This is a genomic window from Pseudomonas sp. PSPC2-3, assembly GCF_049898265.1.
Classification (GTDB): domain Bacteria; phylum Pseudomonadota; class Gammaproteobacteria; order Pseudomonadales; family Pseudomonadaceae; genus Aquipseudomonas; species Aquipseudomonas veronii.
In genome coordinates, this window is the sequence record NZ_JAFCXJ010000003.1 from 215,224 (window position 1) to 242,051 (window position 26,828).

Genomic DNA, 26,828 nt, shown 5'->3' on the forward strand with positions numbered 1-26,828 from the left:
GGCGCGCGCGCTGGAATTTGATATTTCTTTCACCTTCGCTACCGTTTTCTATTTGGCCAATCTGCGTATTTACGCGATTGGCATAGCCGTCGATACGCTGTTCTCGTTGCGTAAGTGTGTAGTTCGCGTTGGGGGCGGAAACGGTGGTTGACCCATAAATGGTGGTCGTGCGGGCCTCAAGTTCCGGATCAGGGGAAGAGGTTGCAATCGGTTTTTGTTCAACCCCTGTCTTTTTTGACTCTGGCTCACTCTCCTCTCCCGACCATTTTTTTTGTGGAGCGGATGAGTCATTAATCGACCTGGCGTGACGACTTTGTACGGAGAGTGGGGGGATTAACGAGGGTGGCTGGAGGAACGGATTGATATTCATGATCGGCTCAATGTAGGCGTGAAGTTCATAAACACTGTTCGTTTTTCGAAACGCATATGCCCGAATTAAGCCCGGATTAATCGGCGGGCGGGCAATTAAGTCAGACGTGAAATTGACCTCTGTTATGGGCTGTTGCGTAACTTCTTAATCTAGGTTGGGAGAATGATGAAAATAGGTGGTTATATAAGACTGAACAGTTCCACGTCATTGCATGGGGCTCGGGCTAGACGTCTGTATTAAAGAAAGGCTTGCAGTATTCTGAAAAAATCCTACGTTAAAGTGATTCGAACCATCATCGCGTCCCTTGCTTTGAGCCGGTTGGCTGCGGTTGTGTCTGCTTCAGGTCACGCCTGCCTCGGCTCCATTCCCATGGCTGATCGACCGTCCAAAAAAACGGCGCAAGCCCTTCGGGGCCGCGCCGTTTTCGTGTGCTTCAAAAGGCTTATTGCAGGACTTCGATCACCCCATCGGCACTCATGCTTACCTGACTGGTACCGGCTTCCACTTCCGGCGTCGGCGCCGAATCCATCATGGCGGCTTTCATCATCATCCCGCCGCGTGCGTAAGGTTGTGGATAACCATTGGTGTTGAAGTTCAGGTTGACGATCTTATAACCCTTGCCGCCCAACGCATCGGTGGCCAGTTGGGCGCGAGCCTTGAATGCGCTGACCGCGTCCTTGAGCAGGGCGTCTTCGCTGGACCTGCGCGTGGTGTCAGCGATGGCGAATTCCATGTTTTGCATTTTCAGGGTGTTGAGCAACTCGCCAGTGAGCTTGGACAGCGCCGGGAAGTCTGCGCTCTCCAGGCGCAGTTCGGCGCGTTCACGCCAACCGGTGATCTTCTGATTCTTATTGTCGTAGATCGGGTAGCTGTTGCGGCTGCCCTGACGCAGGGTCACGGCCTTGACTTCGCGGGCCTGGCCCAGGGCCTGGTTCATGGTGGTGGTGATGTCGGCGGCGAGCTTGGCGGGGTCGGCGTTCTGGGATTCGGTATAGAGCGTCACGATCATCTTGTCGCGGGCCACTTCCTGGCTGACTTCGGCGCGCAGGGCGATCTGGTTGTAATGCAACTCATCGGCGGCGACGGCCGGGAGGCTGGCCAGGGTGCTGGCGCTGAGGGTGAGAGCGGCTGCGTTGCGAATGAAACGGGACATGGAAGCTCCTTGGATTGTTCGTATCGGTATGACTGTAGACGGTGGTGCCGGGTTCTTCGGGTTTACACATTCACTACAAGTTGTCGCAGTGCCGACGAACGGTCATTCAGCGCGCCTGCGTCAAAGAGCCACACGCGCCGTGTCTGCCGGTCGGCTTCGTTTATACTCCTGCCGATCCGCCTGCAGCGCTCACCGGGAGAGCTCATGCTCGCCGCCGTAAAACTGACTTCCGCCACCCGCCAGAACCTCTGGCGCCTGACGTTCATTCGCACCTTGGTATTGGCCGCGCAGGCCGGTTCCGTCGGGCTTGCCTATTGGTTCGACCTGCTGCCGCTGCCGTGGCTGCAACTGAGCGTGACCCTGGGTTTTTCCACCGTGTTGTGTGCGTTTACCGCCATCCGGTTGCGTACCACCTGGCCGGTGACCGAGCTGGAATACGCCCTGCAGTTGGCCTGCGACCTGTTTATCCACAGTGTGTTGCTGTATTTCTCTGGTGGTTCCACCAATCCGTTCGTTTCGTATTACCTGGTGCCCTTGACCATCGCGGCCGTGACCTTGCCGTGGCGCTACTCGGTGATACTCTCCGGCATTGCCCTGACCCTGTACACCTTGCTGCTGGCGCAGTTCTACCCGTTGCAGACGTTCCCCATCGCCCGGGAAAACCTGCAGATCTACGGGATGTGGCTGAGCTTCGCGCTGTCGGCCGCAGTCATCACCTTTTTTGCCGCGCGCATGGCCGAAGAACTGCGCCGCCAGGAAGAATTGCGCGCCATCCGCCGCGAAGAAGGCCTGCGCGACCAGCAACTTCTGGCCGTCGCGACCCAGGCCGCCGGTGCGGCCCATGAGTTGGGCACGCCCCTGGCGACCATGAGCGTGCTGCTCAACGAAATGACCCAGGACCATCACGATCCGGCGCTGCAAGAAGACCTCGGCGTGCTGCGCGAACAGGTCAAGCAGTGCAAGCAAACCTTGCAGCAACTGGTGCGCGCCGCCGAAGCCAACCGCCGCCTGGCGGTGGAGATGCAGGACGTGACCCAGTGGCTCGACGAAGCCCTGAACCGCTGGCACCTGATGCGTCCCGAAGCCAGTTACCGTTTCCACCTGCTGGGGCAGGGCAGCGTGCCGCGCATGGCGCCGCCGCCGGACCTGACCCAGGCCCTGCTCAACCTGTTGAACAATGCCGCCGATGCCTGCCCCGAAGGCCTGGAAGTGCAGCTGGACTGGGACACGGAAAACCTCACCATCAGCATTCGTGACCACGGCGCAGGCGTGCCGCTGGCTATTGCCGAACAGATCGGTAAACCTTTCTTTACCACCAAGGGCAAAGGCTTCGGCCTCGGCCTGTTTTTGAGCAAGGCCAGCGTGACCCGCGCGGGCGGCTCAGTGAAGCTCTATAGTCATGAGGAAGGCGGCACGCTCACCGAGCTGCGCCTGCCCCGTGTCGCACGAGGAGATATCGATGAGTGATGAGATCCAAGTCGAAGGCGAAGAACTGCCGCACCTGTTGCTGGTAGATGATGACGCTACCTTTACCCGCGTCATGGCGCGTGCCATGAGCCGTCGCGGTTTCCGCGTCAGCACCGCGGGCTCCGCGGAAGAGGGCCTGAGCATCGCCCAGGCCGACCTGCCGGACTACGCCGCGCTCGACCTGAAAATGGACGGCGACTCCGGCCTGGTGCTGCTGCCCAAGCTGCTCGAACTCGATCCGGAAATGCGCGTGGTGATCCTCACCGGTTATTCCAGCATTGCCACCGCTGTCGAAGCCATCAAGCGTGGCGCCTGCAACTACCTGTGCAAACCGGCGGACGCCGACGACGTGCTGGCCGCCTTGCTCTCCGAGCATGCCGACCTCGATACCCTGGTGCCGGAAAACCCGATGTCGGTGGACCGCCTGCAGTGGGAACACATCCAGCGCGTGCTGACCGAGCATGAAGGCAATATCTCGGCCACCGCCCGCGCGCTGGGCATGCACCGGCGTACCCTGCAACGCAAGCTGCAGAAGCGCCCGGTACGGCGCTGAACGCCGGCTGAACAATCTACTTCAGGCCGCACGGCGCCTTGAACCGATGCTCTATGATCGGTTCAAACGCCTGCCATCTATTTCCTACCGAGCCTGAACGATGAATCAGAACGCTGAGTATTCCGCGGTCAACGACGCGGTGCGTGGGCACTTTTTTCGCCGAACCTGGGCGATGATCACGCCCTATTGGCGCAGTGAAGAAAAGGGCAAGGCGTGGTTGCTGTTGTTGGCGGTGATTGGTTTGTCGCTGTTCAGCGTCGCGATCTCCGTGTGGATCAACCACTGGTACAAGGATTTCTACAATGCCCTGGAACATAAGGACACGGCGGCCTTCTGGCAACTGATCGGCTATTTTGGCGGCATTGCTGCGGTGGCCATCCTCGGTGCGGTTTATCGCTTGTACCTGACCCAGATGCTGACCATCCGCTGGCGGGCCTGGTTGACCGAAAAACACTTCGCACGCTGGCTCAGCGACAAAAACTACTACCAGTTGGAGCAGGGCGGTTATACCGATAACCCGGACCAGCGGATCTCCGAAGACCTCAATAACTTCACCTCCAGCAGCTTGAGCCTCGGCCTGGGCCTGCTGCGCAATGTGGTCAGCCTGGTGTCGTTTTCGATCATCCTGTGGGGTGTGTCGGGCAGCATCGAAGTGTTCGGTATCACCATTCCCGGCTACATGTTCTGGTGTGCATTGCTCTATGCCGCTGTGGGCAGTTGGCTGACGCACCTGATCGGGCGTCGCTTGATCGGGCTGAACAATCAACAACAACGCTTCGAGGCGGATTTGCGCTTCTCGATGGTCCGGGTCCGCGAGAATGCCGAGAGCATTGCCTTGTACAACGGCGAGCCCAACGAAAATCGCCGTTTGAGCCAACGCTTCGGCCGGGTCTGGCATAACTTCTGGGACATCATGAAAGTGTCCAAGCGCCTGACTTTCTTCACCGCCGGCTACAGCCAGATCGCAATCATCTTCCCGTTCATCGTCGCCGCGCCGCGCTACTTCACCGGCAAGATCGAGCTGGGCGAGCTGATGCAAATCAACTCGGCGTTCGGCAACGTCCAGGAGAACTTCAGCTGGTTTATCGGCGCGTACACGGAGCTGGCCAGTTGGCGCGCCACCAGTGATCGTCTGCTGAGTTTCCAGCAGGCCATGAGCGATAACGAGCAGCGCCCCGCGGCCATCGACGTGCGCCCGGAAGGCGAGCGCCTGGTGGTAGAGAAGCTCGGCATGGACCTGGCCGATGGCCGCCACTTGCTCGCCGGCGCCGACATGGTCGTCGAGCCGGGCCAGCGCCTGATGCTCAGCGGGCGTTCCGGCAGCGGTAAAAGTACGTTGCTGCGTGCCATGGGCCAGCTGTGGCCGGCGGGCCATGGCAGCATCCGCCTGCCGGCGGCGCGTTACCTGTTCCTGCCGCAGAAGCCGTATCTGCCGATCGGCACGTTGAAGGCCGCGTTGAGTTATCCACAGGACGACGGCGTGTACATGGACGAACGTTATGCACAGGTCCTGGAAACCTGCCGCTTGCCGCATCTGGTCGCGCGGCTGGACGAAGCCAACCACTGGCAGCGCATGCTCTCGCCCGGCGAGCAGCAGCGCCTGGCCTTTGCCCGTGCGTTGTTGTTCGCACCGCAGTGGCTGTACATGGACGAAGCGACATCGGCCATGGATGAAGAGGATGAGGCGACGTTGTACCAGGCGTTGATCGATGAGCTGCCGGGGCTGAGCATCGTCAGCGTCGGCCATCGCAGCAGCCTCAAGCGCTTCCATGGGCGGCATGTGCGGATCGAAAGCGGCCACCTGCAAGAACAACCCGTGTCCTGAGGGCCGTACTCGGTCAGTGTGGGAGGGAGCTTGCTCCCGATAGCAGTGTGTCAGTCAGCCTATATATCAACTGATCCGCCGCTATCGGGAGCAAGCTCCCTCTCACAATGGCATCCCCGCTGGTCTGGAGATTGAGGCCCAACAAAAAGCCCGGCTGATCATCGATCAGCCGGGCTTTTTTACAGCGCCTGAAAAGACTTACTTCTTCAAGCCGTAATGCTCATCCAGCATGCCAGGGGCGTTCGGCGTTTTTGGCGCGTAGTCCCGTGGCGGCTCCTGGTTTTCCCGTGGCGGGGTCAGGCGTTCCCGTGGAGTTTGCGGTGCATCGGAATGCAGCGCGGCCAGCAGGCGCTGACGGGTGATGTCGTCGAGCGCCAGGCGGTTGGCGCCGTCGGCGAGGTGATCCTGTACTTCCTGGTAGCTCTGGGTGAGCTTCTTGACCAGGGTCGCGGTGCTGTTGAAGTGGGTAACAACCTCGTTCTGATAACTGTCAAAACGTTCCTGAATGTCATCCAACTGACGCTGCGTGCGGTTAGGCGCGGCATTCGGCAGCAAGCGAGCAACCAGGAATCCAATGGCGACACCGGCAACCAGGGCAAGAGTCGGCAACAACCAAACTAAGAGCGAGTGTTCCACGAGTCCTTCCTCTATAAACGGCTTTGCTTTACGTTAACGGCTCGGACCTGCGCTGTATACCGCGATTAAGCTCGCAATGATGCCATGCACAGACTTTTAGCTAGACGAGTCGACCCTTTGAGAGGTCACGGAGTTCATTCCTTGCTCATGCGTGAAACCCCTGTTTTGATCGATGGCCCGGTAGGCCAATTGGAAGCCCTGTACCTGGATCAGCCCGCGCCACGTGGCCTGGCGCTGATCTGCCACCCTAACCCGGTGCAGGGTGGGACCATGCTCAATAAAGTTGTTTCGACCCTGCAACGCACCGCCCGCGATGCCGGTTTGATCACCTTGCGATTCAATTACCGTGGCGTCGGTGCCAGCGCCGGCACCCATGACATGGCCAGCGGTGAAGTGGACGATGCCGAAGCGGCCGCCACGTGGTTGCGCAAGAAACACCCCGACCTGCCGATCACCTTGCTCGGTTTTTCGTTTGGTGGCTATGTCGCCGCCAGCCTCGGCGGTCGTCTGGAAGCCAAGGGCGAAAAGCTCGCGCACCTGTTCATGGTCGCCGCCGCGGTGATGCGCCTGGGCGATGCCGACCTGCTGCCGCAGAACTGCCCGCTGACCCTGATCCAGCCGGAAACCGACGAAGTGGTCGACCCGCAATGCGTCTACGACTGGTCCGCCGCCCTGAAACGCCCCCATGAGCTGCTGAAAGTGGCAGAATGCGGACACTTTTTTCATGGCAAGCTCACCGATCTCAAGGATCTGGTGCTGCCGCGCCTCTCGAATTGATAGCAGTCTGATAAGCGATTACCCATGACGACTCGTACCCGTATCCTCACCGGCATCACCACCACCGGCACGCCGCACCTGGGCAACTACGCCGGTGCGATCCGCCCGGCGATCCTTGCCAGTCAGGACGCCAATGCCGACTCCTTCTACTTCCTGGCCGACTACCACGCCCTGATCAAATGCGATGACCCGCAGCGCATCCAACGCTCGCGTATGGAAATCGCCGCGACCTGGCTGGCCGGTGGCCTGGATGTGAACCGGGTGACGTTCTATCGCCAGTCCGACATTCCCGAGATCCCCGAGCTGACCTGGCTGCTGACCTGCGTCGCCGCCAAGGGCCTGCTCAACCGCGCCCATGCCTACAAGGCGTCGGTGGACAAGAACGTGGAAAACGGCGAAGACCCGGATGCGGGCATCACCATGGGCCTGTACAGCTACCCGGTGCTGATGGCGGCGGACATTTTGATGTTCAACGCGCACAAGGTGCCGGTGGGCCGCGACCAGATCCAGCACGTGGAAATGGCCCGCGACATCGGTCAGCGCTTCAACCACCTGTTCGGCAACGGTAAAGAGTTCTTCACCCTGCCCGAGGCGGTGATCGAAGAAAGCGTCGCCACCTTGCCGGGCCTGGACGGTCGCAAGATGTCGAAGAGCTACGACAACACCATCCCGTTGTTCACCAGCGCCAAGGACATGAAAGACGCGATCTCGCGGATCGTCACCGACTCCCGCGCGCCCGGCGAAGCCAAGGACCCGGACAATTCGCACCTGTTCACCCTGTACCAGGCGTTTGCCAGCAAGGCCCAGGAACAGGAATTCCGCGCCGAGTTGCTGCAAGGCCTGGGCTGGGGCGAGGCGAAGAACCGTCTGTTCCAACTGCTGGACGGGCAACTGGGTGAAGCCCGTGAGCGTTACCACCAATTGATGTCGCGCCCGGCGGACATGGAAGACCTGCTGCTGATCGGCGCCCAAAAAGCCCGCGCCGTGGCCGCGCCGTTCCTCGCCGAGCTGCGTGAGGCCGTTGGCCTGCGTTCGTTCGTCAACCAGGCCGCGGCGCCGGTCAGCACCAAGAAAAAGGCCGCGAAAGCCGCGCGCTTCGTGAGTTTCCGCGAAGACGACGGCAGCTTCCGCTTCCGCCTGTTGGCGGCCGATGGCGAGCAACTGCTGCTGTCGCGCAACTTTGCCGACGGCAAGGCGGCGGGCGCCGTGACCAAGCAATTGCAAAGCGGCGCCGCGCTGGACGTGCGCCCTGAAGCCCTGAGCTTCAGCGTATGGCTGGACGACGCTGCGGTTGCCGACAGCGCGCCATTCGCCGACACCGCGTCGCGCGATGCCGCCATCGAAGCCCTGCGCGTCGCGCTGACCCCCCTCGAGGATTAACCCGACCAAGGGTTGATTGCCATTATCCGGGGCCGTCGTTACAGTGACGGCCCGTTTTTGTTGCCTTGCTAACGAAATTATGACGCCCCTAGAACGATATCAAGCTGATCTGAAACGCCCTGAATTCTTCCATGACGCGGCCCAGGAAACGGCGGTGCGTCATTTGCAGCGTCTGTACGAAGACCTGGTCGCGGCCTCGCAGAGTAAGCCAGGGATGCTCGGCAAGCTGTTTGGCAAGAAAGATCGCACGCCGGTCAAGGGCCTGTACTTCTGGGGCGGCGTGGGTCGCGGCAAGACCTACCTGGTGGACACCTTCTTCGAAGCGCTGCCGTTCAAGGAAAAGGTCCGCACGCACTTCCACCGCTTCATGAAGCGCGTCCATGAAGAGATGAAAACCCTGCCGGGCGAGAAAAACCCGTTGACCATCATCGCCAAGCGGTTCTCCGCAGAGGCGCGGGTGATCTGCTTCGATGAGTTCTTCGTCTCCGACATCACCGACGCCATGATCCTTGGCACCCTGATGGAAGAGCTGTTCAAGAACGGCGTGACCCTGGTCGCCACCTCGAACATCGTGCCCGATGGCCTGTACAAGGACGGCCTGCAACGCGCGCGCTTCCTGCCAGCCATTGCGCTGATCAAGCAGAACACCGAGATCGTCAACGTCGACAGCGGCGTCGATTACCGCCTGCGGCACCTGGAGCAAGCGGAGTTGTTCCACTTCCCGCTCAACGACGCGGCGCAAGATAGCCTGCGCAAAAGCTTCCGCGCCCTCACGCCGGAATGCACCCAGGCGGTGGAAAACGACAAGTTGATCATCGAAAACCGCCAAATCATCGCGCTGCGTACCTGCGATGACGTGGCCTGGTTCGACTTCCGCGAACTGTGCGACGGCCCGCGCAGCCAGAACGACTACATCGAACTGGGCAAGATCTTCCACGCCGTGATCCTCAGTGGCGTGGAGCAGATGAGCGTCAGCACCGACGACATCGCGCGCCGCTTTATCAACATGGTCGACGAGTTCTACGACCGCAACGTCAAGTTGATCATCTCGGCGGAAGTCGAGCTCAAGGACCTCTACACCGGCGGTCGCTTGAACTTCGAGTTCCAGCGCACCCTGAGCCGCCTGCTGGAGATGCAATCCCACGAGTTCCTGTCGCGGGCGCACAAACCCTAAGCACGACGCAGTAAAAAGTGTGGGAGGGGGCTTGCCCCCGATAGCGGTGTATCAGTGCCAGATGTACTGACTGATACACCGCTATCGGGAGCAAGCTCCCTCCCACATTTTGTCTCTGTACAGCCCTGATTACGCGGCTTGCTGGAATTGCTGGCGGTACTGGTTCGGTGACAGCTCGGTGTGCTGCCTGAACAGCCGCGCAAAGAAGCTCGCATCGTCGTAGCCCACCTCATAACTGATGGTCTTGATGCTCTTGCGGCTGCCCGAGAGCAGCCCTTTCGCCGTCTCGATGCGCAAACGTTGCAGGTAATGCAGCGGCTTGTCGCCGGTGGCGGTCTGGAAGCGGCGCATGAAGTTGCGGATGCTCATGCCGTGCTCCCGGGCCACGTCCTCGAAGCGGAACTTGTCGGCGAAATGCTCTTCGAGCCAGTGCTGGATCTGCAGGATGATCACATCCTGGTGCAGCTTCTGCCCGCCGAAACCGATCCGTCCCGGCGAATAGTTGCGCTGCACTTCGTAAAGAATATCGCGGGCCACGGCCTGGGCGATGTTGGCGCCGCAGAAGCGTTCGATCAGATAGATATAGAGGTCGCAGGCCGAGGTGGTGCCGCCGGCGCAGTACAGGTTGTCGGCGTCGGTCAGGTGCTTGTCCTGGTTGAGCTGGACCTTGGGGAAGCGCTCGCTGAAGGCCGTGAAGAAACGCCAGTAGGTGGTCGCCTCCTTGCCATCGAGCAGCCCGGCTTCGGCCAGCCAGAACACCCCGGTCGCTTCGCCGCAGAGCACCGCGCCGCGGGCGTGCTGTTCGCGCAGCCACGGCAGCACTTGCGGGTAGCGCGTACTCAGGGCATCGAAGTCATCCCAGAAGGCCGGCAGCACGATGATGTCGGCGTCTTCCAGGCCGCCGTCCACCGGCATGATCACATCACTGAAGCTGCGCACCGATTGCCCGTCGGGGCTGACCAGGCGCGTTTCGAACGCTGGGGTCAGGCCCAGGCCTTGTTGTTTGCCGTAACGCAGGCTGGCGAGGTGGAAGAAATCCTTGGCTTGCATGAGGGTGGAAGCGAACACCCGATCAATGGCCAAAATGCTGACGCGCCGCAAGGGCGTGGAGATTTGGTTAGACATAATTTCATTTATTCTTATAGGGGAAAGTGGTCACCAGACGGCTGGATCGTCTTATTTTTTGTCGCATGTGTCCAGTGTCCTGTGACGCCTTCGCGGCATAGGCTCTGTGGTTCGTCTTTGTCCGACAATCCACGCAGGTGACCTCATGATCCCCAGAACGTTGTTCAGCCCGGAACACGAACTCTTCCGCCAGAGCGTGCGTACCTTCCTTGAAAAAGACGCTGCGCCGTTCCATGCGCAATGGGAGAAGCAGGGCTATATCGACCGTGCGCTGTGGAACAAGGCCGGCGAGGCGGGGATGTTGTGTTCCCATCTGCCGGAGGAGTACGGCGGCCTGGGCGCGGACTTTCTCTATAGCGCGGTGGTGATCGAAGAGATCAGCCGCCTGGGCCTGACCGGCATCGGCTTCTCCCTGCATTCGGACATTGTCGCGCCGTATATCCTGCATTACGGCAGTGAAGCGCTGAAGCACCAATACCTGCCCCAATTGATCTCCGGCGAGAAGGTCACGGCCATCGCCATGACCGAGCCGGGCGCCGGGTCCGACCTGCAAGGGGTCAAGACCACGGCGGTGCTGGACGGTGATGAGTATGTGATCAACGGCTCCAAGACCTTTATCACCAACGGTTTTCTCGCCGATCTGGTGATCGTGGTCGCCAAGACCGACCCCAAGGCCGGCGCCAAGGGCACCAGCCTGTTCCTAGTGGAGGCCGCTACGCCAGGCTTCGACAAGGGCAAGCGCCTGGAGAAGGTTGGCATGAAGGCTCAGGACACTTCGGAGCTGTTCTTCCAGGATGTCCGTGTGCCCAAGGAAAACCTGCTGGGCCAGGCGGGCATGGGCTTCGCCTACTTGATGCAGGAGCTGCCGCAGGAGCGCTTGACCGTGGCGATTGGCGCGCTGGCGTCAGCCGAAGCGGCGCTGCAATGGACCCTCGACTACACCCGTGAGCGCAAGGCCTTCGGCAAGGCGATTGCCGACTTCCAGAACACCCGCTTCAAACTGGCGGAGATGGCCACCGAGATCCAGATCGGCCGCGTGTTCGTCGATAAGTGCCTGGCGTTGCACCTGGAGGGCAAGCTCGACGTGCCCACCGCCGCGATGGCCAAGTACTGGGCCACGGACCTGCAATGCAAGGTGCTCGACGAGTGTGTGCAATTGCACGGCGGCTACGGCTTCATGTGGGAATACCCGATCGCCCGCGCCTGGGCGGATGCGCGGGTGCAGCGGATTTATGCGGGGACCAATGAGATCATGAAGGAGATTATCGCGCGGGCGCTTTGATTTCGATGGTGTGGCTGAGGGCCTCATCGGGGGCAAGCCCCCTCCCACGTTTTACTGGGTTCACACGGCTAAGTGTGGGAGGGGGCTTGCCCCCGATAGCGGTCTAGAGATCAATCAAGGTGCTGGATTAGGATGATCCTTCTGAATCGCCTCAATCCCCTCCAGCACCTCTTTCGACAGTTTCAGGTCAGCGCTGGCAAGGTTGCTGTCCAGTTGCTCCAGGCTCGTCGCACCAATGATGTTGCTGGTCACGAACGGCTGTTGCGTGACGAACGCCAACGCCATCTGCGCCGGGTCCAGGCCGTGTTTGCGGGCCAGGGCCACATAACGGCTGCACGCTGCTTCCGACTGCGGGTTGAAATAGCGGCTGAAGCGGCTGTATTCGGTCAGGCGGGCTTTTGTCGGGCGCGCACCGCCTTCGTATTTGCCGCTGAGCATGCCGAATGCCAGGGGCGAATAAGCCAGCAGACCGCACTGTTCGCGAATGGCGATTTCCGCCAGGCCCACTTCAAAGCTGCGGTTGAGCAGGTTGTAGGGGTTCTGGATCGACACCGCGCGGGTCCAGCCGCGGGCTTCGGCCAGGGCGAGGAACTTCATGGTGCCCCACGGCGTTTCGTTGGACAGACCGATGTGGCGGATCTTGCCGGCCTTCACCTGCGCGTCCAGCGCTTCGAGGGTTTCCTCCAGCGGCGTCAGGTCGTCTTCGTCCTTGTGCTTGTAGCCCAACTGGCCGAAGAAGTTGGTGCTGCGCTCCGGCCAGTGCAACTGGTAGAGGTCGATCCAGTCCGTCTGCAGGCGCTTGAGGCTCGCATCCAGGGCTTCGACGATGTGCTGGCGGTTGTGGCGCAGGTGGCCGCCGCGGATATAGTCGATGGTGTTGCCGGGGCCGGCGATCTTGCTGGCGAGAATCCAGTCGGCGCGGTCGCCGCGGCTTTTGAAGTAATTCCCGATGTAGCGCTCGGTGGTGGCATAGGTGTCGGCCTTGGGTGGCACCGGGTACATTTCCGCCGTGTCGAGGAAGTTGATCCCCGCGGCCTTGGCCCGTTCGATCTGCGCGAAGGCCTCTGCCTCGCTGTTCTGCTCGCCCCAGGTCATGGTGCCCAAGGCTATCGCGCTTACGTGCAGATCGGTACGGCCCAGCTGTCGATAATCCATCGGGTGCTCCTTCGGGGAAAACAATCATAAAAGCAGGTTGAATTTTTTTTCGCAATCTGCATAATTGCCCACCTCTTTCTGCAGTGGAAGTGATGCGCCGCCTGCCGAAGAATCTTGCCGTTGAACGGACGCGCCGACCCGAGCCCCCGATAGCGTCTGTATCCGGCTGCCTTTGACTTGTCAAAGTACGCACTATTCAGTAAGATCCGCCGTCTAATTTACAGGGCGGCCCCTGAGGCTATTAAAGAATGACAACTTTTACTGCAAAACCGGAAACAGTTCAGCGCGACTGGTTTGTCGTCGACGCCGCTGGTCAGACTCTGGGTCGTCTGGCCACTGAAGTCGCCAGCCGTCTGCGTGGCAAGCACAAGCCTGAATACACCCCTCACGTTGACACCGGTGACTACATCGTGATCATCAACGCTGAGCAGGTACGTGTTACCGGCAACAAAGCGCAAGACAAAATGTACTACCGTCACTCCGGTTTCCCAGGCGGCATCAAGTCTTCCAATTTCGAAGGTCTGATCGCCAAGAAGCCTGAGGCCCCGATTGAAATCGCGGTTAAAGGCATGCTGCCGAAGGGCCCACTGGGTCGCGATATGTTTCGCAAGCTGAAAGTCTATGCGGGCGCTGCTCACCCTCATGCTGCTCAGCAGCCCCAAGAACTGAAGTTTTAACGGAATAGTTCATTATGTCGGCGACTCAAAATTACGGCACTGGCCGTCGCAAAACCGCAACCGCACGCGTTTTCCTGCGTCCGGGCACTGGTAACATCTCGATCAACAACCGCACTCTGGACAACTTCTTCGGCCGCGAAACTGCCCGCATGGTAGTTCGTCAGCCGCTGGAATTGACCGAGACTGTTGAAAAGTTCGACATCTACGTCACCGTTATCGGTGGCGGTGTAAGTGGTCAAGCTGGCGCAATCCGCCACGGTATCACTCGCGCTCTGATGCAGTACGACGAAACCCTGCGTGGCGCTCTGCGCAAAGCTGGCTTCGTGACTCGTGATGCTCGTGAAGTTGAACGTAAGAAAGTCGGTCTGCGTAAAGCGCGTAAGCGTCCGCAGTACTCGAAGCGTTAATTCGCTTTACGTTCCAAAAAAACGCCCAGCCTCCTTACGGAGCTGGGCGTTTTTTATTGCCTGCTATTTATGCATAAATTTCGGCGTGACAACTTGCCACAGCCGTAGACCCCCTATACTACAAGGCTTGGAGCTGGAGCTCCGGGTAATTCCCTTGTCAGGGGTGGGGCTTTTCATTACCATTCGGCAAAATTTTTATAAGTTCAGATTTAATACTTAGTAGACGCCTGATTTAACAGGCCAAAAAGCTGATGGGAGAGGACTGAATGAGCAATGACGGCGTGAATGCAGGCCGGCGTCGCTTCTTGGTAGCAGCCACATCCGTGGTGGGTGCTGCAGGAGCGGTGGGGGCTGCGGTCCCGTTCGTGGGGTCATGGTTTCCCAGTGCCAAGGCGAAAGCCGCAGGTGCACCGGTGAAGGTGAATATCAGCAAGATCGAGCCAGGCCAGCAGATGATTGCTGAGTGGCGCGGTCAGCCGGTCTTCATTGTTCGTCGAACGGAGGAAATCCTGGGAAATCTGAAAAAGATCGAAGGCCAGTTGTCTGACCCCAAATCTGAGTTTTCCGACCAACCCGCCTACGCCAAAAACGAAGCACGTTCGATCAAGCCAGAGATTCTGCTGCTGGTCGGGCTGTGTACCCACCTGGGATGCTCACCTACTTTCCGCCCTGAAGTGGCGCCGGTCGACCTGGGCAAAGATTGGGTCGGCGGCTATTTCTGCCCCTGCCACGGTTCGCACTACGACCTGGCCGGACGCGTCTACAAGTCGCAACCTGCTCCACTGAACCTACCCGTGCCTCCGCATAACTACGAATCTAACGACATCATTGTCATTGGCCTCGACAAGGAGAACGCGTGATGAGTAAGTTCATGGATTGGGTGGATGCGCGCTTCCCCGCCACCAAAATGTGGGAAGACCATCTCAGCAAGTATTACGCGCCAAAAAACTTCAACTTCTTCTACTTCTTCGGCTCCCTGGCACTGCTGGTGCTGGTCAACCAGATCGTCACCGGCGTCTGGCTGACCATGAGCTACACCCCGTCGGCGGAGGAGGCATTCGCTTCCGTCGAATACATCATGCGTGACGTCGAGTACGGCTCGATCCTGCGCCTGTTGCACTCCACCGGCGCCTCGGCGTTCTTCATCGTGGTCTACCTGCATATGTTCCGTGGTTTGCTCTACGGTTCGTACCAGAAGCCTCGTGAGCTGGTGTGGGTGTTCGGCATGCTGATCTACCTGGCGCTGATGGCTGAAGCCTTCATGGGCTACCTGCTGCCGTGGGGCCAGATGTCGTACTGGGGCGCCCAGGTGATCATCTCGCTGTTCGGTGCGATCCCGGTGATCGGCAACGACCTGACGCAGTGGATCCGTGGTGACTACCTGATCTCGGGCATCACCCTGAACCGCTTCTTCGCCTTGCACGTAGTGGCCTTGCCGATCGTGATTCTCGGCCTGGTGGTGCTGCACATCCTGGCGCTGCACGAAGTGGGTTCCAACAACCCCGACGGTGTGGACATCAAGAAGCACAAGGACGAGAACGGCATCCCGCTGGATGGCATCCCGTTCCACCCGTACTACACCGTGAAAGACATTGTCGGTGTCGTCGTGTTCCTGTTCGTGTTCTGCTCGATCGTGTTCTTTTTCCCGGAGATGGGTGGTTATTTCCTGGAAAAACCTAACTTCGAACAGGCCAACGCCTTCAAGACACCTGTGCATATTGCCCCGGTCTGGTACTTCACGCCGTTCTACGCGATCTTGCGGGCGATCCCCGACAAGCTCATGGGCGTAATCGCCATGGGTGCGGCCATCGCGGTGCTGTTCGTGCTGCCTTGGCTCGACCGAAGCCCGGTCAAGTCCATGCGCTACAAGGGCTGGCTGAGCAAGATCTGGCTGTGGGTGTTCTGCATTGCGTTCGTGATCCTGGGTGTGCTGGGCGTCCTGGCGCCAACCCCTGAGCGCACGTTGCTGTCGCAGGTCTGCACCTTCCTGTACTTCGCCTACTTCATTCTGATGCCGTTCTATACCCGGCTAGAGAAGACCAAACCGGTTCCGGAAAGGGTGACTGGCTGATGAAAAAATTATTCGTTGCATTGATGCTTGCGGCGCTGCCGCTACTGTCCTTCGCTTCCGAGCAAGGCCCTGAGTTGGAAAAAGTCGCTATCGACGTGTCTGACAAAGCGGCCATGCAGGACGGCGCACGCACGTTCGCCAACTATTGCATGGGTTGCCACAGCGCCAAGTTCCAGCGTTACGAGCGTGTTGCCGATGACCTGGGCATCCCGCACGAGGTGATGCTCGACAAGCTGGTGTTCACCGGCGCCAAGATTGGCGACCACATGAATATCGGCATGCAGCCAGCGGACGCCAAGAACTGGTTCGGCGCTGCGCCGCCCGACCTGACTTTGGTGGCGCGGGTTCGCGGCACCGATTGGCTCTACGGCTACCTGAAATCCTTCTACGAAGACCCTGCGCGTCCATGGGGCGTGAACAACGTGGTGTTCCCGAACGTCGGTATGCCTAACGTTCTGGTCGGCCTGCAGGGTCGCCAAGTGATAGGATGCAAGCAGGTTCAGGTAGTCGAGGGCGGCAAGAAGCAATTTGACCCGTTGACCGGCACGCCGCTGACACATGAAGCGTGCGATCAACTGACCATCGTGCCCAAGTCCGGCGCGCTGAACGAAGAGCAGTTCGACGAGAAGGTCAAGAATCTCGTGACCTTCCTGGCCTACTCGGCCAACCCGGTCAAACTGCAGCACCAGCGCATTGGTACGTATGTCTTGCTGTACCTGGCTTTCTTCTTCGTATTCGCTTATCTGCTCAAGCGCGAATACTGGAAGGATGTGCATTGATCCAACCGTAAGCAATTGCTGTTAATCTTGCGCGCCCAGCGGCATCTCTAACCCGTAGCGACCTGGTCATCAGGTACTACTGAGATGCTCTCTGGGCGCGCTCGTTTTTGAGCTTTCGATAATTTCAACAAGCGAGGAGGACCGCCATGGGCGTGACCAATCGGTTGGCCTGTTACTCCGACCCCGCCGACCACTATTCCCACCGAGTACGCATCGTGCTCGCAGAGAAGGGTGTCAGCGCCGAGATCATCAGTGTGGAGGTGGGTCGTCACCCGCCGAAGCTGATCGAAGTGAACCCTTACGGCAGCTTGCCCACCCTGGTCGATCGTGACCTGGCGTTGTGGGAGTCAACCGTGGTGATGGAATATCTGGATGAGCGTTACCCGCATCCGCCTTTGCTGCCGGTGTACCCGGTGGCGCGTGCCAACAGCCGCCTGCTGATCCATCGGATTCAGCGCGACTGGTGCGGGCTGGTGGATTTGATTCTGGATTCGCGCAGCAAAGAGGCGGCCCGTGTCGTGGCGCGCAAGGAATTGCGCGAGAGCCTGACGGGCGTTTCGCCATTGTTCGCCGACAAGCCTTTTTTCCTCAGTGAGGAACAAAGCCTGGTGGATTGCTGCCTATTACCCATACTCTGGCGCTTGCCGATTATGGGCATTGAACTGCCGCGGCCGGCCAAGCCGCTGCTTGATTACATGGAGCGCCAGTTTGCGCGTGAGGCTTTCCAGGCGAGTCTGTCTGGTGTCGAACGCGATATGCGCTAAGGCTTAAGGAGCCGTTGATGAACTCCAGTCGACCCTACCTGGTTCGCGCGCTCTATGAGTGGATTGTGGACAACGATTGCACCCCGCACATGCTGGTCAATTCCGAGTTTCCTGCGGTTCAGGTTCCGCAGGGTTTTGCCAGCGACGGGCAGATTGTGCTGAACGTATCGCCCAGCGCAGTGCGCCACCTGCACATGGACAACGAGGCCGTCAGCTTCGAAGGGCGTTTCGGCGGTGTGCCGCATACGCTGTACGTGCCGATTGGTGCCATCCTCGGGATCTACGCCCGGGAAAATGGCCAAGGCATGGTGTTCGATCTGGAGTCGCCTTTCGAGGATGACGAAGCGATCGACGGGGAAGACGGCGATGATGTGCCGCCACCGGATACCGAGCCACCGCGTCCAAGCGGCCGGCCGAGTCTGAAAGTGGTGAAGTAAGCGGCTTTTGCCTTCGGGCGCGGCTGAAAAATGCCTCGGCGGTTGCCGGGGCATTTTTTTGCCTGGCCGTTGTAGATGAAAGTCATGCCTGGAACGGTGATCGTACAACCGCCATGGGCTATGATGCCTGTTCAGTTCACCAAGAAAGATGACCCAACATGGAAAACACCAACACCGCCCCTCGTCTTCCCCGCAAGCGCCGCAGCCTTGCCCAGGAATTGGTCACGGTGTTGTCCGAGCAGATCCGCGACGGCCAACTCAAGCGTGGCGACAAACTGCCTACCGAATCGGCGATCATGGACGCCCATGGCGTCAGCCGCACGGTGGTGCGTGAAGCCATCTCACGCTTGCAGGCGGCGGGGCAAGTGGAAACCCGCCACGGTATCGGCACCTTTGTCTTGGATACGCCAAGCCCCAGCGGTTTCCGCATTGACCCGGCCACCATCGTGACCCTGCGCGATGTGCTGGCGATCCTGGAGCTGCGTATCAGCCTGGAAGTGGAATCCGCGGGCCTGGCCGCGTTGCGCCGCAGCGACGAACAACTGGCCGGCATGCGTGCCGCCCTCGACGCCTTGAATGAAAGCGCCGCCCATGCCGGCGATGCGGTGGCGTCGGACTTCCAGTTCCACCTGCAGATTGCCCTGTCCACCGGCAACCGTTACTTCACCGACATCATGACGCACCTGGGCACCAGCATCATTCCGCGTACCCGCCTGAACTCGGCACGCCTGGCCCAGGATGACCAGCAGCACTACATGAAGCGCTTGAGCCGCGAGCACGAAGAAATCTACGAAGCGATCGCGCGCCAGGATTCGGACGCGGCGCGGGCGGCGATGCGCTTGCATTTGACCAACAGTCGCGAGCGGCTGCGCCATGCTCACGAAGAAGCAGAGGCGCAACGGGGTTAAGGGTAGGTCACGACCTCAAGCGCCACATCAGTGATGGGCTCGTTAAGATCGAACGGGACGGTGAGGAATCGTTTAACTACCTCGTATTGGGTAGCGGCACCTTCAAATTCGAGAATGTCTCCTTTGTAAATCACGCCATCAAAGGTGATCTGCTGTTTTTTGCCGTCCGGCATATTGAGCTCGTATTTCATGGTCTTCACACGCCAGTGTTGAAAGGTGGAGTGTTGCTTTATCTGCATGCGCAAACGGCCGTGAATACCGGTCCAGACACGTCCCCGGGGCAGGTCTGGTGCCTGCGACGAGAGCGATGCGGTGCGGATAAGCGCTGTGTCACTGCGAGACCGTTATCATCAACGGATCAGAATAGAACCTTCCCGATTCGCTGTTTATCGCGTATCGCACCTGCACCGTTTGGTTGACGAATTTCTTCAAGTCATCGGCAGCGATATCGAGCTTGAGATTCGACTCCTTCACGTAATCTTCCTTGTTGGGGTCGTACTGTCCGGCGTTCTTTTCCTGCCCTTCGGCTTCCGGGGACTCGGGGTCCGGTCCTACGATGATAGATACCTGGGCGCTTGCGGAAACCTCATTGGGCTCGGGGATGGAAAACTCTATGCGTGCGCCGCTTGCCAGGCTCACTTGAGCCGGGCAAGAAGCGTCGCCGCCGACAAGGCTCGGGGCTTTAATGGCCATGATTGAGTGCTCCTTTGCACAGAAGCCAGAGAGCCTGGCTCCTATGCGGGGTTATCGCCCTCGTTGAAAATCGGCGTAACTGTTAGAAATCACAGTCACGACAAACGGTACGGCTCAAGCCGGCGTATTGGGTGTGTAGTCCTTCAGCAGCAAGTACGTACTCCACCCCCACCAATCAGCGGTCCAGTGTTTGTCGTTCAGGTCATTCACGTCCTTGCGTCGCAGCACCTTGTCGCCTTCCATCTTGAACAGCGGCGAAAAGTTATTCGCCGGGTTCTGTGCTGCATTCAGGTCCGGCACATACAGCGGCGCCTTGAAGGTGGCCGGGGAGGGCGCGACACCGCTGATAAACGCGTCGAAGACCTCATCGGCCGACGCCTGCACGGCGCGTTTGACCTGCGCCCGGTTGGCCGCGTCGCCGGCGTCGAAATAGCGTTTATCGCCGTAGGCATGCCATTCGTCACCGACTGCATTGCGCACCTTGAGCCCGAACTTGCTGTCTTCATCGTGCATGAAGCGACTGATCAGCGAGCCCAGCTCCCCAGGCGTCACCACGGCGGCCAGCTGTTTGCGCGGCACGCGCAGGTGGCCGGCGGAAAACAGATCGGTCAAGAAGTGATCGGCAAAACTGTTCATCGCATAGGCCAGCTCCAGCGCCTGGTCGGTGCCGCTTTGATGGGCGATGACGGCTTGTTGCAGCGCCGCCGTATGCCCGGCCAGGTAAGCCGACAACGCCCATTCGCCAAAGTGGTCGGCGTTGTCCGCCGCCAGCTTCAAGTAGCGGCCCAGGGGGAACAGTGCCGAGACCGCGCTGCCGCCGCCGGTGATGCGGTTCCACTCTTCAGACAACGTATCTCCGAGCAAGGCGTAGGCGTCGTGGGCGGATTTGCCGTCCTTGATCGCCTGGTTGACCGCGTTGATCTCCTTTTGCATCACCGCCAGGATCTTGTGTGCTTCCTCCCGTGACGCCGGCAGTCCTGCCAGTGAGTTGAATGCGGCGTTAAAGCGTTGCACGCGTTCGGCAGGCGAGGCGCCATCACTGATGGGTTGGCCCGGGATGCCATAAAAGTCACCGCCCAGGGCGATCACTTGCCCGTAAGTCAGCGCCAGGCCGTTGGGCAGGTGCAGCTCGACGAGTCGGGCGGCAATCGCCGGGGCGTCTTTGGCGAAGCGCAACAGTGTGTCGTCGCCGATGGCAGTGTGTTCACCGCCTTCGAAACGCAGGGAGGGTAGGTTTTTTGCGGGTGCTGCGGGTGCTGCGGGTGCTGCGAGTTCAAGACCGGACATGTTAGCTCCTTGCTATGTCGTAGGAATCTTCCTTTATTGCTGTATGTATATACAGCTATTCGAGCATAGAGGAAAAAACTCCTACGTCAATGCGCTCTCTCTCAACAGGCGGTTCGATGAATTGCAGTTGACGAAATATTTTATAGTTGTACGATGACGTATGACATAAGCAAAACCAACAACAACCTTTCGCCAGAAAGTCTTTGCCCAGGGTGTTCGAATAATGAATCCACAAGAACTGAAGTCCATCCTCTCCCACGGTCTGCTGTCTTTTCCCGTGACCGATTTCAACGCCCAGGGTGATTTTCACCAGGCCGGCTATATCAAACGTCTGGAGTGGCTGGCCCCCTACGGCGCCACTGCGTTGTTCGCCGCCGGCGGCACCGGTGAGTTTTTCTCCCTCGCGGCCAGCGAATATTCCCAGGTTGTGAAGACCGCGGTGGATACCTGCGCCACCAGCGTGCCGATCCTCGCCGGTGTCGGCGGTTCGACCCGCCAGGCCATCGAATACGCTCAGGAAGCCGAGCGTCTCGGTGCCAAAGGCTTGCTGCTGCTCCCGCACTATTTGACCGAAGCCAGCCAGGACGGGGTTGCCGCCCACGTGGAAGCGGTGTGCAAGTCGGTCAAGATCGGCGTGGTGGTTTACAACCGCAACGTCTGCCGCCTGACTGCGCCTTTGCTGGAGCGCCTGGCCGAACGTTGCCCGAACCTGATCGGCTACAAGGACGGCCTGGGTGACATTGAATTGATGGTGTCGATCCGCCGTCGTCTGGGCGACCGTTTCAGCTACCTGGGCGGCCTGCCGACTGCAGAGGTTTACGCCGCTGCCTACAAGGCCCTGGGCGTGCCGGTGTATTCCTCGGCGGTGTTCAACTTCATCCCGAAAACTGCGATGGACTTCTATCACGCCATCGCCCGCGACGATCACGCCACCGTCGGCAAGATCATCGATGACTTCTTCCTGCCGTACCTGGACATCCGTAACCGCAAGGCCGGCTACGCGGTGAGCATCGTCAAGGCGGGCGCCAAAATCGTCGGCTATGACGCCGGCCCGGTTCGCACGCCACTGACCGATCTGCTGCCGGAAGAATACGAAGCCCTGGCCGCGCTGATCGACAAGCAAGGCCCGCAATAACTTATCTATAAGGCCGCTGAGCAATCAGCGGTCTTTTGCGTCAGGAGAAGATTCGTGTCCCAAGCCAAACGTTTTGAAAACTACATCAACGGCCAATGGGTGGCTGGCGCTGATTATTGCGTCAACCTCAACCCGTCGGAGTTGTCCGATGTCATTGGCGAATATGCCAAGGCGGATGTCGCCCAGGTCAACGCTGCCATCGATGCCGCCCGCGCTGCGTTCCCGGCCTGGTCGACGTCCGGTATCCAGGCTCGCCACGACGCACTCGATAAAGTCAGCAGCGAAATCCTCGCCCGGCGCGAAGAGCTCGGCACGCTGCTGGCTCGGGAAGAGGGCAAGACCCTGCCTGAAGCCATTGGCGAAGTGACCCGCGCCGGTAATATCTTCAAGTTCTTCGCCGGCGAGTGTCTGCGCCTGTCCGGCGACTACGTGCCGTCGGTGCGACCGGGCGTCAATGTCGAAGTCACCCGCGAAGCCCTCGGCGTGGTCGGCCTGATTACCCCGTGGAACTTCCCGATTGCCATCCCCGCGTGGAAAATCGCTCCGGCCCTGGCCTACGGCAACTGCGTGGTGATCAAGCCGGCGGAGCTGGTGCCGGGCTGTGCCTGGGCCCTGGCAGAAATCATCTCCCGCGCCGGCTTCCCCGCCGGTGTGTTCAACCTGGTGATGGGCAGCGGGCGGGTAGTGGGCGATGTGTTGGTCAACAGCCCGAAAGTCGACGGCATCAGCTTCACCGGTTCGGTCGGCGTCGGGCGTCAGATCGCGGTCAGTTGTGTCTCGCGCCAGGCCAAGGTGCAGTTGGAAATGGGCGGCAAGAACCCGCAGATCGTTCTCGATGACGCCGACCTCAAGCAAGCTGTCGAGCTGTCGGTACAGAGCGCGTTCTATTCCACCGGCCAGCGTTGCACCGCCTCCAGCCGCTTGATCGTCACCGCCGGTATTCACGATCAGTTCGTCGCGGCCATGGCCGAGCGCATGAAGTCGATCAAGGTCGGCCACGCGTTGAAAAGCGGCACCGACATTGGCCCGGTCGTCTCCCAGGCCCAGTTGGACCAGGACTTGAAATACATCGACATCGGCCAGAGCGAAGGTGCGCGGCTGGTGAGCGGTGGCGGCCTGGTGACCTGCGACACCGAAGGCTACTACCTGGCGCCGACGCTGTTCGCCGACAGCGAGGCGGCCATGCGGATCAGCCGCGAAGAGATCTTCGGCCCGGTGGCCAACGTGGTGCGCGTGGCGGACTACGAGGCGGCGCTGGCCATGGCCAACGACACCGAGTTCGGTTTGTCGGCGGGCATCGCCACCACCTCGCTGAAATACGCCAACCACTTCAAGCGCCACTCTCAGGCCGGAATGGTGATGGTCAACCTGCCGACTGCCGGCGTGGACTATCACGTTCCGTTCGGTGGGCGTAAAGGTTCATCCTACGGTTCGCGTGAGCAAGGTCGCTATGCGCAAGAGTTCTACACCGTGGTGAAAACCAGCTACATCGGTTCGTAACACTGTAGGAGCGAGCTTGCTCGCGAAAAATTTCAACGAATACGCAGGTATTCAGGGGGGCACGCGGTGCCTTTGAGTTTTTCGCGAGCAAGCTCGCTATGCGCAAGAGTTCTACACCGTGGTGAAAACCAGCTACATCGGTTCGTAACACTGTAGGAGCGAGCTTGCTCGCGAAAAATTTCAACGAATACGCAGGTATTCAGGGGGCATGCGGTGCCTTTGAGTTTTTCGCGAGCAAGCTCGCTCCTACAGGGGCAGCGTCCAGCAACACATAAATATCACCCGCAAAAAAAATAATTAGTGGGAGTACTTCTACATGCAAGCGACCAAACCGACCCATGTCCGCTATTTGATCCTGCTCATGCTGTTTCTGGTGACCACGATCAACTATGCCGACCGGGCCACCATCGCAATTGCGGGTTCCAGCCTGCAAAAAGACCTCGGCATCGACGCGGTCACCCTCGGTTACATCTTCTCTGCATTCGGTTGGGCCTACGTGGCCGGGCAAATCCCCGGCGGCTGGCTGCTCGATCGGTTCGGCTCGAAAAAAGTCTATGCCCTGAGCATCTTCACCTGGTCACTGTTCACCATATTGCAAGGCTATGTCGGTGAGTTCGGTGTCTCCACGGCAGTCGTGGCGCTGTTCATGCTGCGCTTTATGGTGGGCCTGGCCGAAGCGCCATCCTTCCCGGGTAACGCGCGCATCGTGGCCGCCTGGTTCCCCACCGCCGAACGCGGCACGGCCTCGGCGATCTTCAACTCGGCGCAGTACTTCGCCACGGTGCTGTTCGCGCCGCTGATGGGCTGGATCGTCTACAGCTTCGGCTGGCAGCACGTGTTTATCGTGATGGGCGTGATCGGCGTCCTGTTCTCACTGGTCTGGCTGAAAGTTATCCACAGCCCGCGCCAGCATCCGCTGATCAACGAAGCCGAGTTCAATCACATCGCGGCCAACGGTGCGATGGTCGATATGGACCAGGACAAGGGCAAGGGTAAGAAAACCGACGGTCCGAAGTGGGATTACATCCGCCAGTTGCTGACCAACCGCATGATGCTCGGCGTGTACCTGGGCCAGTACTGCATCAACGGCATCACCTACTTCTTCCTGACCTGGTTCCCGGTGTACCTGGTGCAGGACCGCGGCATGACCATTCTCAAGGCCGGGTTCATTGCCTCATTGCCGGCGATCTGCGGGTTTATCGGCGGTGTGTTGGGCGGGGTGATCTCCGACTACCTGCTGCGCAAAGGTCATTCCCTGACCTTCGCCCGCAAGGCGCCGATCATTGGCGGCCTGCTGATCTCCAGCAGCATCGTGGCCTGCAACTACGTGGATATCGAGTGGATGGTGGTGGGCTTCATGGCCTTGGCCTTCTTCGGCAAAGGCGTTGGCGCACTGGGTTGGGCGGTGGTGTCCGACACCTCGCCGAAACAGATCGCCGGGCTCAGTGGCGGCCTGTTCAACACCTTCGGTAACCTGGCGTCGATCACCACGCCGATTGTCATCGGTTACATCATCAGCACCACCGGTTCGTTCAAATGGGCGCTGGTGTTTGTCGGCGCGAACGCGCTGGTGGCCGTGTTCAGTTACCTGGTGATTGTCGGCCCGATCAAACGCGTGGTGCTCAAAGAGCCGCCAAGCCAAGGGCCTGAGTTGACCAACCTTACCCAAGCGCATTCCTGAAGGGGCCGTGTGATGCAGTTGATTGAACATGCCGACTCGCCGCGCTCGATTCGTTTGCACGAGCGCGACAACGTGGTGATCGTGGTCAATGACCAGGGTGTACCGGCCGGGACCGAGTTCCCGGACGGCCTGGTGACCGTGGATTTCATTCCACAAAGCCACAAAGTGACCCTCGAAGATATCCCCGAAGGCGGTCGGATCATTCGCTACGGCCAAACCATCGGTTACGCCCTGGCGCCGATCCCGCGTGGCAGTTGGGTGCAGGAAGATCAACTGCGCATGCCCACCGCGCCGCCGCTGGACAGCTTGCCGCTGTCCACCGAGGTGCCAGCGGCCCAGGCGCCGCTGGAAGGCTTTACCTTCGAGGGCTATCGCAATGCCGACGGCACCGTGGGCACGCGCAATATCCTCGGCATCACCACCACCGTGCAGTGCGTCACCGGTGTGCTGGACCATGCGGTCAAGCGCATCAAGGACGAGTTGCTGCCCAAGTACCCGCATGTCGATGACGTGGTGGCGTTGACCCACAGCTACGGCTGCGGGGTGGCGATCACCGCGACGGATGCGTATATCCCGATCCGCACCGTGCGCAACCTGGCACGCAACCCGAACCTGGGGGGCGAAGCCCTGGTGATCAGTCTGGGCTGCGAGAAATTGCAGGCCGGGCAGGTGATGCACGACAACGACAGTTCCGTCGACCTGAGCGAACCGTGGCTGTATCGCCTGCAGGATTCCAGCCACGGGTTTAGCGAGATGATCGAGCAGATCATGGCCCTGGCCGAGGTGCGCCTGAAGAAGCTCGACCAGCGCCGCCGGGAAACCGTGCCGGCGTCCGAGCTGATCCTGGGCATGCAGTGCGGCGGCAGTGATGCGTTTTCCGGCATCACCGCCAACCCGGCGCTGGGGTTCGCTTCGGACTTGTTGCTGCGAGCGGGGGCGACGGTGATGTTTTCCGAAGTCACGGAGGTGCGTGATGCCATCTACCTGCTGACTTCTCGTGCGCAAACCAAGGAAATCGCCGAGGAACTGGTACGGGAAATGGACTGGTACGACCGTTATCTGGCCAAGGGCGAGGCGGATCGCAGCGCCAATACCACGCCGGGGAACAAGAAGGGCGGGTTGTCGAACATTGTCGAGAAGTCCCTGGGCTCCATCGTCAAGTCCGGCAGCAGCGCGATCAACGGCGTGCTCAGCCCGGGTGAACGCTTCAAGGGCAAAGGCCTGATCTTTTGCGCCACGCCGGCCAGCGACTTCGTGTGTGGCACCTTGCAACTGGCGGCGGGGATGAACCTGCATGTGTTCACCACCGGGCGCGGCACGCCTTACGGGCTGGCGATGGCGCCGGTGGTGAAGGTCTCGACCCGCACGGAGCTGGCGCAGCGCTGGCCGGACCTGATCGATATCGACGCCGGGCGCATCGCCACCGGGCGTGCGAGCATTGAGGAGTTGGGGTGGGAGTTGTTCCACTTCTACCTGGATGTAGCCAGCGGCAGGAAGCAGACGTGGGCGGAGCAGCACAAGCTGCATAACGACATTACGTTGTTCAACCCGGCGCCGATTACCTGAGACCGAGTCGCCGTTATCGGGGGCAA

26 protein-coding genes are annotated in these 26,828 nt (G+C 59.9%); 19 read left to right on the forward strand and 7 right to left on the reverse strand.

What is annotated here, in order from left to right; translation table 11 throughout:
• Positions 1–812 precede the first annotated feature (812 nt).
• Positions 813–1,523: an SIMPL domain-containing protein gene (locus ACP7E3_RS08385; RefSeq protein ID WP_017845432.1), complete on the reverse strand. Its 711-nt coding sequence runs from the start codon at positions 1,521–1,523 to the stop codon at positions 813–815.
• A 204-nt stretch (positions 1,524–1,727) separates the two neighbouring features.
• Between ACP7E3_RS08385 and ACP7E3_RS08390 the strand changes: the two genes are divergently transcribed.
• The 3 genes from ACP7E3_RS08390 (at position 1,728) to ACP7E3_RS08400 (ending at position 5,368) form a co-directional block, all read left to right on the forward strand.
• Positions 1,728–2,990, forward strand: coding sequence for an ATP-binding protein (locus ACP7E3_RS08390; RefSeq protein ID WP_017845431.1), 1,263 nt, complete (start codon positions 1,728–1,730; stop codon positions 2,988–2,990).
• On the forward strand, positions 2,983–3,543 hold the full coding sequence (locus ACP7E3_RS08395; RefSeq protein WP_004372278.1) for a response regulator transcription factor: 561 nt from the start codon (positions 2,983–2,985) through the stop codon (positions 3,541–3,543). The genes ACP7E3_RS08390 and ACP7E3_RS08395 overlap by 8 nt, the downstream gene beginning before the upstream one ends.
• Before the next feature lie 100 nt (positions 3,544–3,643).
• A complete protein-coding gene (locus ACP7E3_RS08400; RefSeq protein WP_057004242.1) occupies positions 3,644–5,368 on the forward strand; it encodes an ABC transporter ATP-binding protein/permease in 1,725 nt (574 codons plus the stop codon).
• 198 nt (positions 5,369–5,566) lie between these two features.
• Here the strand turns inward: ACP7E3_RS08400 and ACP7E3_RS08405 are convergent, their stop codons facing one another.
• Complete coding sequence (locus ACP7E3_RS08405) at positions 5,567–6,004, reverse strand: YhcB family protein (RefSeq protein WP_003171734.1); 438 nt, start codon at positions 6,002–6,004, stop codon at positions 5,567–5,569.
• Between the two features lie 147 nt (positions 6,005–6,151).
• On the opposite strand from ACP7E3_RS08405, the gene ACP7E3_RS08410 reads away from it, so the two are divergent.
• From ACP7E3_RS08410 to zapE, 3 genes are all read left to right on the forward strand, one after another.
• Complete coding sequence (locus ACP7E3_RS08410) at positions 6,152–6,781, forward strand: alpha/beta hydrolase (RefSeq protein WP_026139827.1); 630 nt, start codon at positions 6,152–6,154, stop codon at positions 6,779–6,781.
• Positions 6,782–6,805: 24 nt separating this feature from the next.
• A complete protein-coding gene (locus ACP7E3_RS08415; protein WP_057004243.1) occupies positions 6,806–8,161 on the forward strand; it encodes a tryptophan--tRNA ligase in 1,356 nt (451 codons plus the stop codon).
• A 79-nt stretch (positions 8,162–8,240) separates the two neighbouring features.
• Entirely contained in the window at positions 8,241–9,335 is a 1,095-nt protein-coding gene (gene zapE / locus ACP7E3_RS08420; RefSeq protein WP_046384701.1) for a cell division protein ZapE, read from the forward strand.
• 129 nt (positions 9,336–9,464) lie between these two features.
• Here zapE and ACP7E3_RS08425 read toward each other — a convergent pair whose 3' ends face one another.
• Positions 9,465–10,385: a GlxA family transcriptional regulator gene (locus ACP7E3_RS08425; RefSeq protein ID WP_169850558.1), complete on the reverse strand. Its 921-nt coding sequence runs from the start codon at positions 10,383–10,385 to the stop codon at positions 9,465–9,467.
• A 220-nt stretch (positions 10,386–10,605) separates the two neighbouring features.
• Between ACP7E3_RS08425 and ACP7E3_RS08430 the strand changes: the two genes are divergently transcribed.
• On the forward strand, positions 10,606–11,742 hold the full coding sequence (locus ACP7E3_RS08430) for an acyl-CoA dehydrogenase family protein (RefSeq protein WP_017845424.1): 1,137 nt from the start codon (positions 10,606–10,608) through the stop codon (positions 11,740–11,742).
• Between the two features lie 114 nt (positions 11,743–11,856).
• On the opposite strand, the gene ACP7E3_RS08435 is transcribed toward ACP7E3_RS08430, so the two are convergent.
• Entirely contained in the window at positions 11,857–12,897 is a 1,041-nt protein-coding gene (locus tag ACP7E3_RS08435) for an NADP(H)-dependent aldo-keto reductase (protein WP_426122840.1), read from the reverse strand.
• A gap of 248 nt (positions 12,898–13,145) precedes the next feature.
• On the opposite strand from ACP7E3_RS08435, the gene rplM reads away from it, so the two are divergent.
• From rplM to ACP7E3_RS08475, 8 genes are all read left to right on the forward strand, one after another.
• Positions 13,146–13,574, forward strand: a complete 429-nt coding sequence (rplM, locus tag ACP7E3_RS08440; protein ID WP_010568039.1) for a 50S ribosomal protein L13 — start codon at positions 13,146–13,148, stop codon at positions 13,572–13,574.
• 14 nt (positions 13,575–13,588) lie between these two features.
• The gene (rpsI, locus tag ACP7E3_RS08445; protein WP_003171743.1) at positions 13,589–13,981 is read left to right on the forward strand and encodes a 30S ribosomal protein S9; all 393 of its coding nucleotides are present in this window, start codon (positions 13,589–13,591) and stop codon (positions 13,979–13,981) included.
• Between the two features lie 266 nt (positions 13,982–14,247).
• Positions 14,248–14,841, forward strand: coding sequence for a ubiquinol-cytochrome c reductase iron-sulfur subunit (gene petA / locus ACP7E3_RS08450; RefSeq protein WP_026139825.1), 594 nt, complete (start codon positions 14,248–14,250; stop codon positions 14,839–14,841).
• Entirely contained in the window at positions 14,841–16,052 is a 1,212-nt protein-coding gene (locus ACP7E3_RS08455; protein ID WP_017845421.1) for a cytochrome b, read from the forward strand. Before petA ends, ACP7E3_RS08455 begins: the two co-directional genes overlap by 1 nt.
• Positions 16,052–16,831, forward strand: coding sequence for a cytochrome c1 (locus ACP7E3_RS08460; protein ID WP_046384697.1), 780 nt, complete (start codon positions 16,052–16,054; stop codon positions 16,829–16,831). Before ACP7E3_RS08455 ends, ACP7E3_RS08460 begins: the two co-directional genes overlap by 1 nt.
• A 146-nt stretch (positions 16,832–16,977) precedes the next feature.
• On the forward strand, positions 16,978–17,595 hold the full coding sequence (locus tag ACP7E3_RS08465) for a glutathione S-transferase N-terminal domain-containing protein (protein ID WP_010568030.1): 618 nt from the start codon (positions 16,978–16,980) through the stop codon (positions 17,593–17,595).
• Between the two features lie 17 nt (positions 17,596–17,612).
• Positions 17,613–18,032 (forward strand): ClpXP protease specificity-enhancing factor, encoded by a 420-nt coding sequence (locus ACP7E3_RS08470; protein WP_017845419.1) that lies wholly within the window; start codon positions 17,613–17,615, stop codon positions 18,030–18,032.
• A gap of 158 nt (positions 18,033–18,190) precedes the next feature.
• Positions 18,191–18,940: a FadR/GntR family transcriptional regulator gene (locus tag ACP7E3_RS08475; RefSeq protein WP_017845418.1), complete on the forward strand. Its 750-nt coding sequence runs from the start codon at positions 18,191–18,193 to the stop codon at positions 18,938–18,940.
• Here ACP7E3_RS08475 and ACP7E3_RS08480 read toward each other — a convergent pair.
• The 3 genes from ACP7E3_RS08480 to ACP7E3_RS08490 all read right to left on the reverse strand — a co-directional run bounded on the left by ACP7E3_RS08480 (position 18,937) and on the right by ACP7E3_RS08490 (position 20,920).
• Positions 18,937–19,131, reverse strand: coding sequence for a hypothetical protein (locus ACP7E3_RS08480; RefSeq protein WP_227778786.1), 195 nt, complete (start codon positions 19,129–19,131; stop codon positions 18,937–18,939). The two genes, ACP7E3_RS08475 and ACP7E3_RS08480, sit on opposite strands and share 4 nt — an antisense overlap.
• Positions 19,132–19,270: 139 nt before the next feature.
• Complete coding sequence (locus ACP7E3_RS08485) at positions 19,271–19,633, reverse strand: hypothetical protein (RefSeq protein ID WP_057004246.1); 363 nt, start codon at positions 19,631–19,633, stop codon at positions 19,271–19,273.
• 114 nt (positions 19,634–19,747) lie between these two features.
• Entirely contained in the window at positions 19,748–20,920 is a 1,173-nt protein-coding gene (locus tag ACP7E3_RS08490; RefSeq protein ID WP_177030191.1) for a phospholipase, read from the reverse strand.
• A gap of 223 nt (positions 20,921–21,143) precedes the next feature.
• On the opposite strand from ACP7E3_RS08490, the gene kdgD reads away from it, so the two are divergent.
• From kdgD to garD, 4 genes are all read left to right on the forward strand, one after another.
• Positions 21,144–22,055 (forward strand): 5-dehydro-4-deoxyglucarate dehydratase, encoded by a 912-nt coding sequence (gene kdgD, locus ACP7E3_RS08495; RefSeq protein WP_017845414.1) that lies wholly within the window; start codon positions 21,144–21,146, stop codon positions 22,053–22,055.
• A 54-nt stretch (positions 22,056–22,109) separates the two neighbouring features.
• The gene (locus ACP7E3_RS08500; RefSeq protein ID WP_426122845.1) at positions 22,110–23,555 is read left to right on the forward strand and encodes an aldehyde dehydrogenase family protein; all 1,446 of its coding nucleotides are present in this window, start codon (positions 22,110–22,112) and stop codon (positions 23,553–23,555) included.
• Between the two features lie 316 nt (positions 23,556–23,871).
• The gene (locus tag ACP7E3_RS08505; protein ID WP_046384693.1) at positions 23,872–25,236 is read left to right on the forward strand and encodes an MFS transporter; all 1,365 of its coding nucleotides are present in this window, start codon (positions 23,872–23,874) and stop codon (positions 25,234–25,236) included.
• Positions 25,237–25,248: 12 nt separating this feature from the next.
• Positions 25,249–26,802, forward strand: coding sequence for a galactarate dehydratase (garD, locus tag ACP7E3_RS08510; protein ID WP_426122848.1), 1,554 nt, complete (start codon positions 25,249–25,251; stop codon positions 26,800–26,802).
• The last annotated feature ends 26 nt before the right edge of the window (positions 26,803–26,828 follow it).

Coding starts and splice junctions, on each gene's coding strand:
- ACP7E3_RS08385 (WP_017845432.1), bottom strand. CDS start 1,523: ATGTCCCGTTTCATTCGCAACGCAGCCGCTCTCACCCTCAGCGCCAGC.
- ACP7E3_RS08390 (WP_017845431.1), top strand. CDS start 1,728: ATGCTCGCCGCCGTAAAACTGACTTCCGCCACCCGCCAGAACCTCTGG.
- ACP7E3_RS08395 (WP_004372278.1), top strand. CDS start 2,983: ATGAGTGATGAGATCCAAGTCGAAGGCGAAGAACTGCCGCACCTGTTG.
- ACP7E3_RS08400 (WP_057004242.1), top strand. CDS start 3,644: ATGAATCAGAACGCTGAGTATTCCGCGGTCAACGACGCGGTGCGTGGG.
- ACP7E3_RS08410 (WP_026139827.1), top strand. CDS start 6,152: ATGCGTGAAACCCCTGTTTTGATCGATGGCCCGGTAGGCCAATTGGAA.
- ACP7E3_RS08415 (WP_057004243.1), top strand. CDS start 6,806: ATGACGACTCGTACCCGTATCCTCACCGGCATCACCACCACCGGCACG.
- zapE (WP_046384701.1), top strand. CDS start 8,241: ATGACGCCCCTAGAACGATATCAAGCTGATCTGAAACGCCCTGAATTC.
- ACP7E3_RS08425 (WP_169850558.1), bottom strand. CDS start 10,385: ATGCAAGCCAAGGATTTCTTCCACCTCGCCAGCCTGCGTTACGGCAAA.
- ACP7E3_RS08430 (WP_017845424.1), top strand. CDS start 10,606: ATGATCCCCAGAACGTTGTTCAGCCCGGAACACGAACTCTTCCGCCAG.
- ACP7E3_RS08435 (WP_426122840.1), bottom strand. CDS start 12,897: ATGGATTATCGACAGCTGGGCCGTACCGATCTGCACGTAAGCGCGATA.
- rplM (WP_010568039.1), top strand. CDS start 13,146: ATGACAACTTTTACTGCAAAACCGGAAACAGTTCAGCGCGACTGGTTT.
- rpsI (WP_003171743.1), top strand. CDS start 13,589: ATGTCGGCGACTCAAAATTACGGCACTGGCCGTCGCAAAACCGCAACC.
- petA (WP_026139825.1), top strand. CDS start 14,248: ATGAGCAATGACGGCGTGAATGCAGGCCGGCGTCGCTTCTTGGTAGCA.
- ACP7E3_RS08455 (WP_017845421.1), top strand. CDS start 14,841: ATGAGTAAGTTCATGGATTGGGTGGATGCGCGCTTCCCCGCCACCAAA.
- ACP7E3_RS08460 (WP_046384697.1), top strand. CDS start 16,052: ATGAAAAAATTATTCGTTGCATTGATGCTTGCGGCGCTGCCGCTACTG.
- ACP7E3_RS08465 (WP_010568030.1), top strand. CDS start 16,978: ATGGGCGTGACCAATCGGTTGGCCTGTTACTCCGACCCCGCCGACCAC.
- ACP7E3_RS08470 (WP_017845419.1), top strand. CDS start 17,613: ATGAACTCCAGTCGACCCTACCTGGTTCGCGCGCTCTATGAGTGGATT.
- ACP7E3_RS08475 (WP_017845418.1), top strand. CDS start 18,191: ATGGAAAACACCAACACCGCCCCTCGTCTTCCCCGCAAGCGCCGCAGC.
- ACP7E3_RS08480 (WP_227778786.1), bottom strand. CDS start 19,131: ATGAAATACGAGCTCAATATGCCGGACGGCAAAAAACAGCAGATCACC.
- ACP7E3_RS08485 (WP_057004246.1), bottom strand. CDS start 19,633: ATGGCCATTAAAGCCCCGAGCCTTGTCGGCGGCGACGCTTCTTGCCCG.
- ACP7E3_RS08490 (WP_177030191.1), bottom strand. CDS start 20,920: ATGTCCGGTCTTGAACTCGCAGCACCCGCAGCACCCGCAGCACCCGCA.
- kdgD (WP_017845414.1), top strand. CDS start 21,144: ATGAATCCACAAGAACTGAAGTCCATCCTCTCCCACGGTCTGCTGTCT.
- ACP7E3_RS08505 (WP_046384693.1), top strand. CDS start 23,872: ATGCAAGCGACCAAACCGACCCATGTCCGCTATTTGATCCTGCTCATG.
- garD (WP_426122848.1), top strand. CDS start 25,249: ATGCAGTTGATTGAACATGCCGACTCGCCGCGCTCGATTCGTTTGCAC.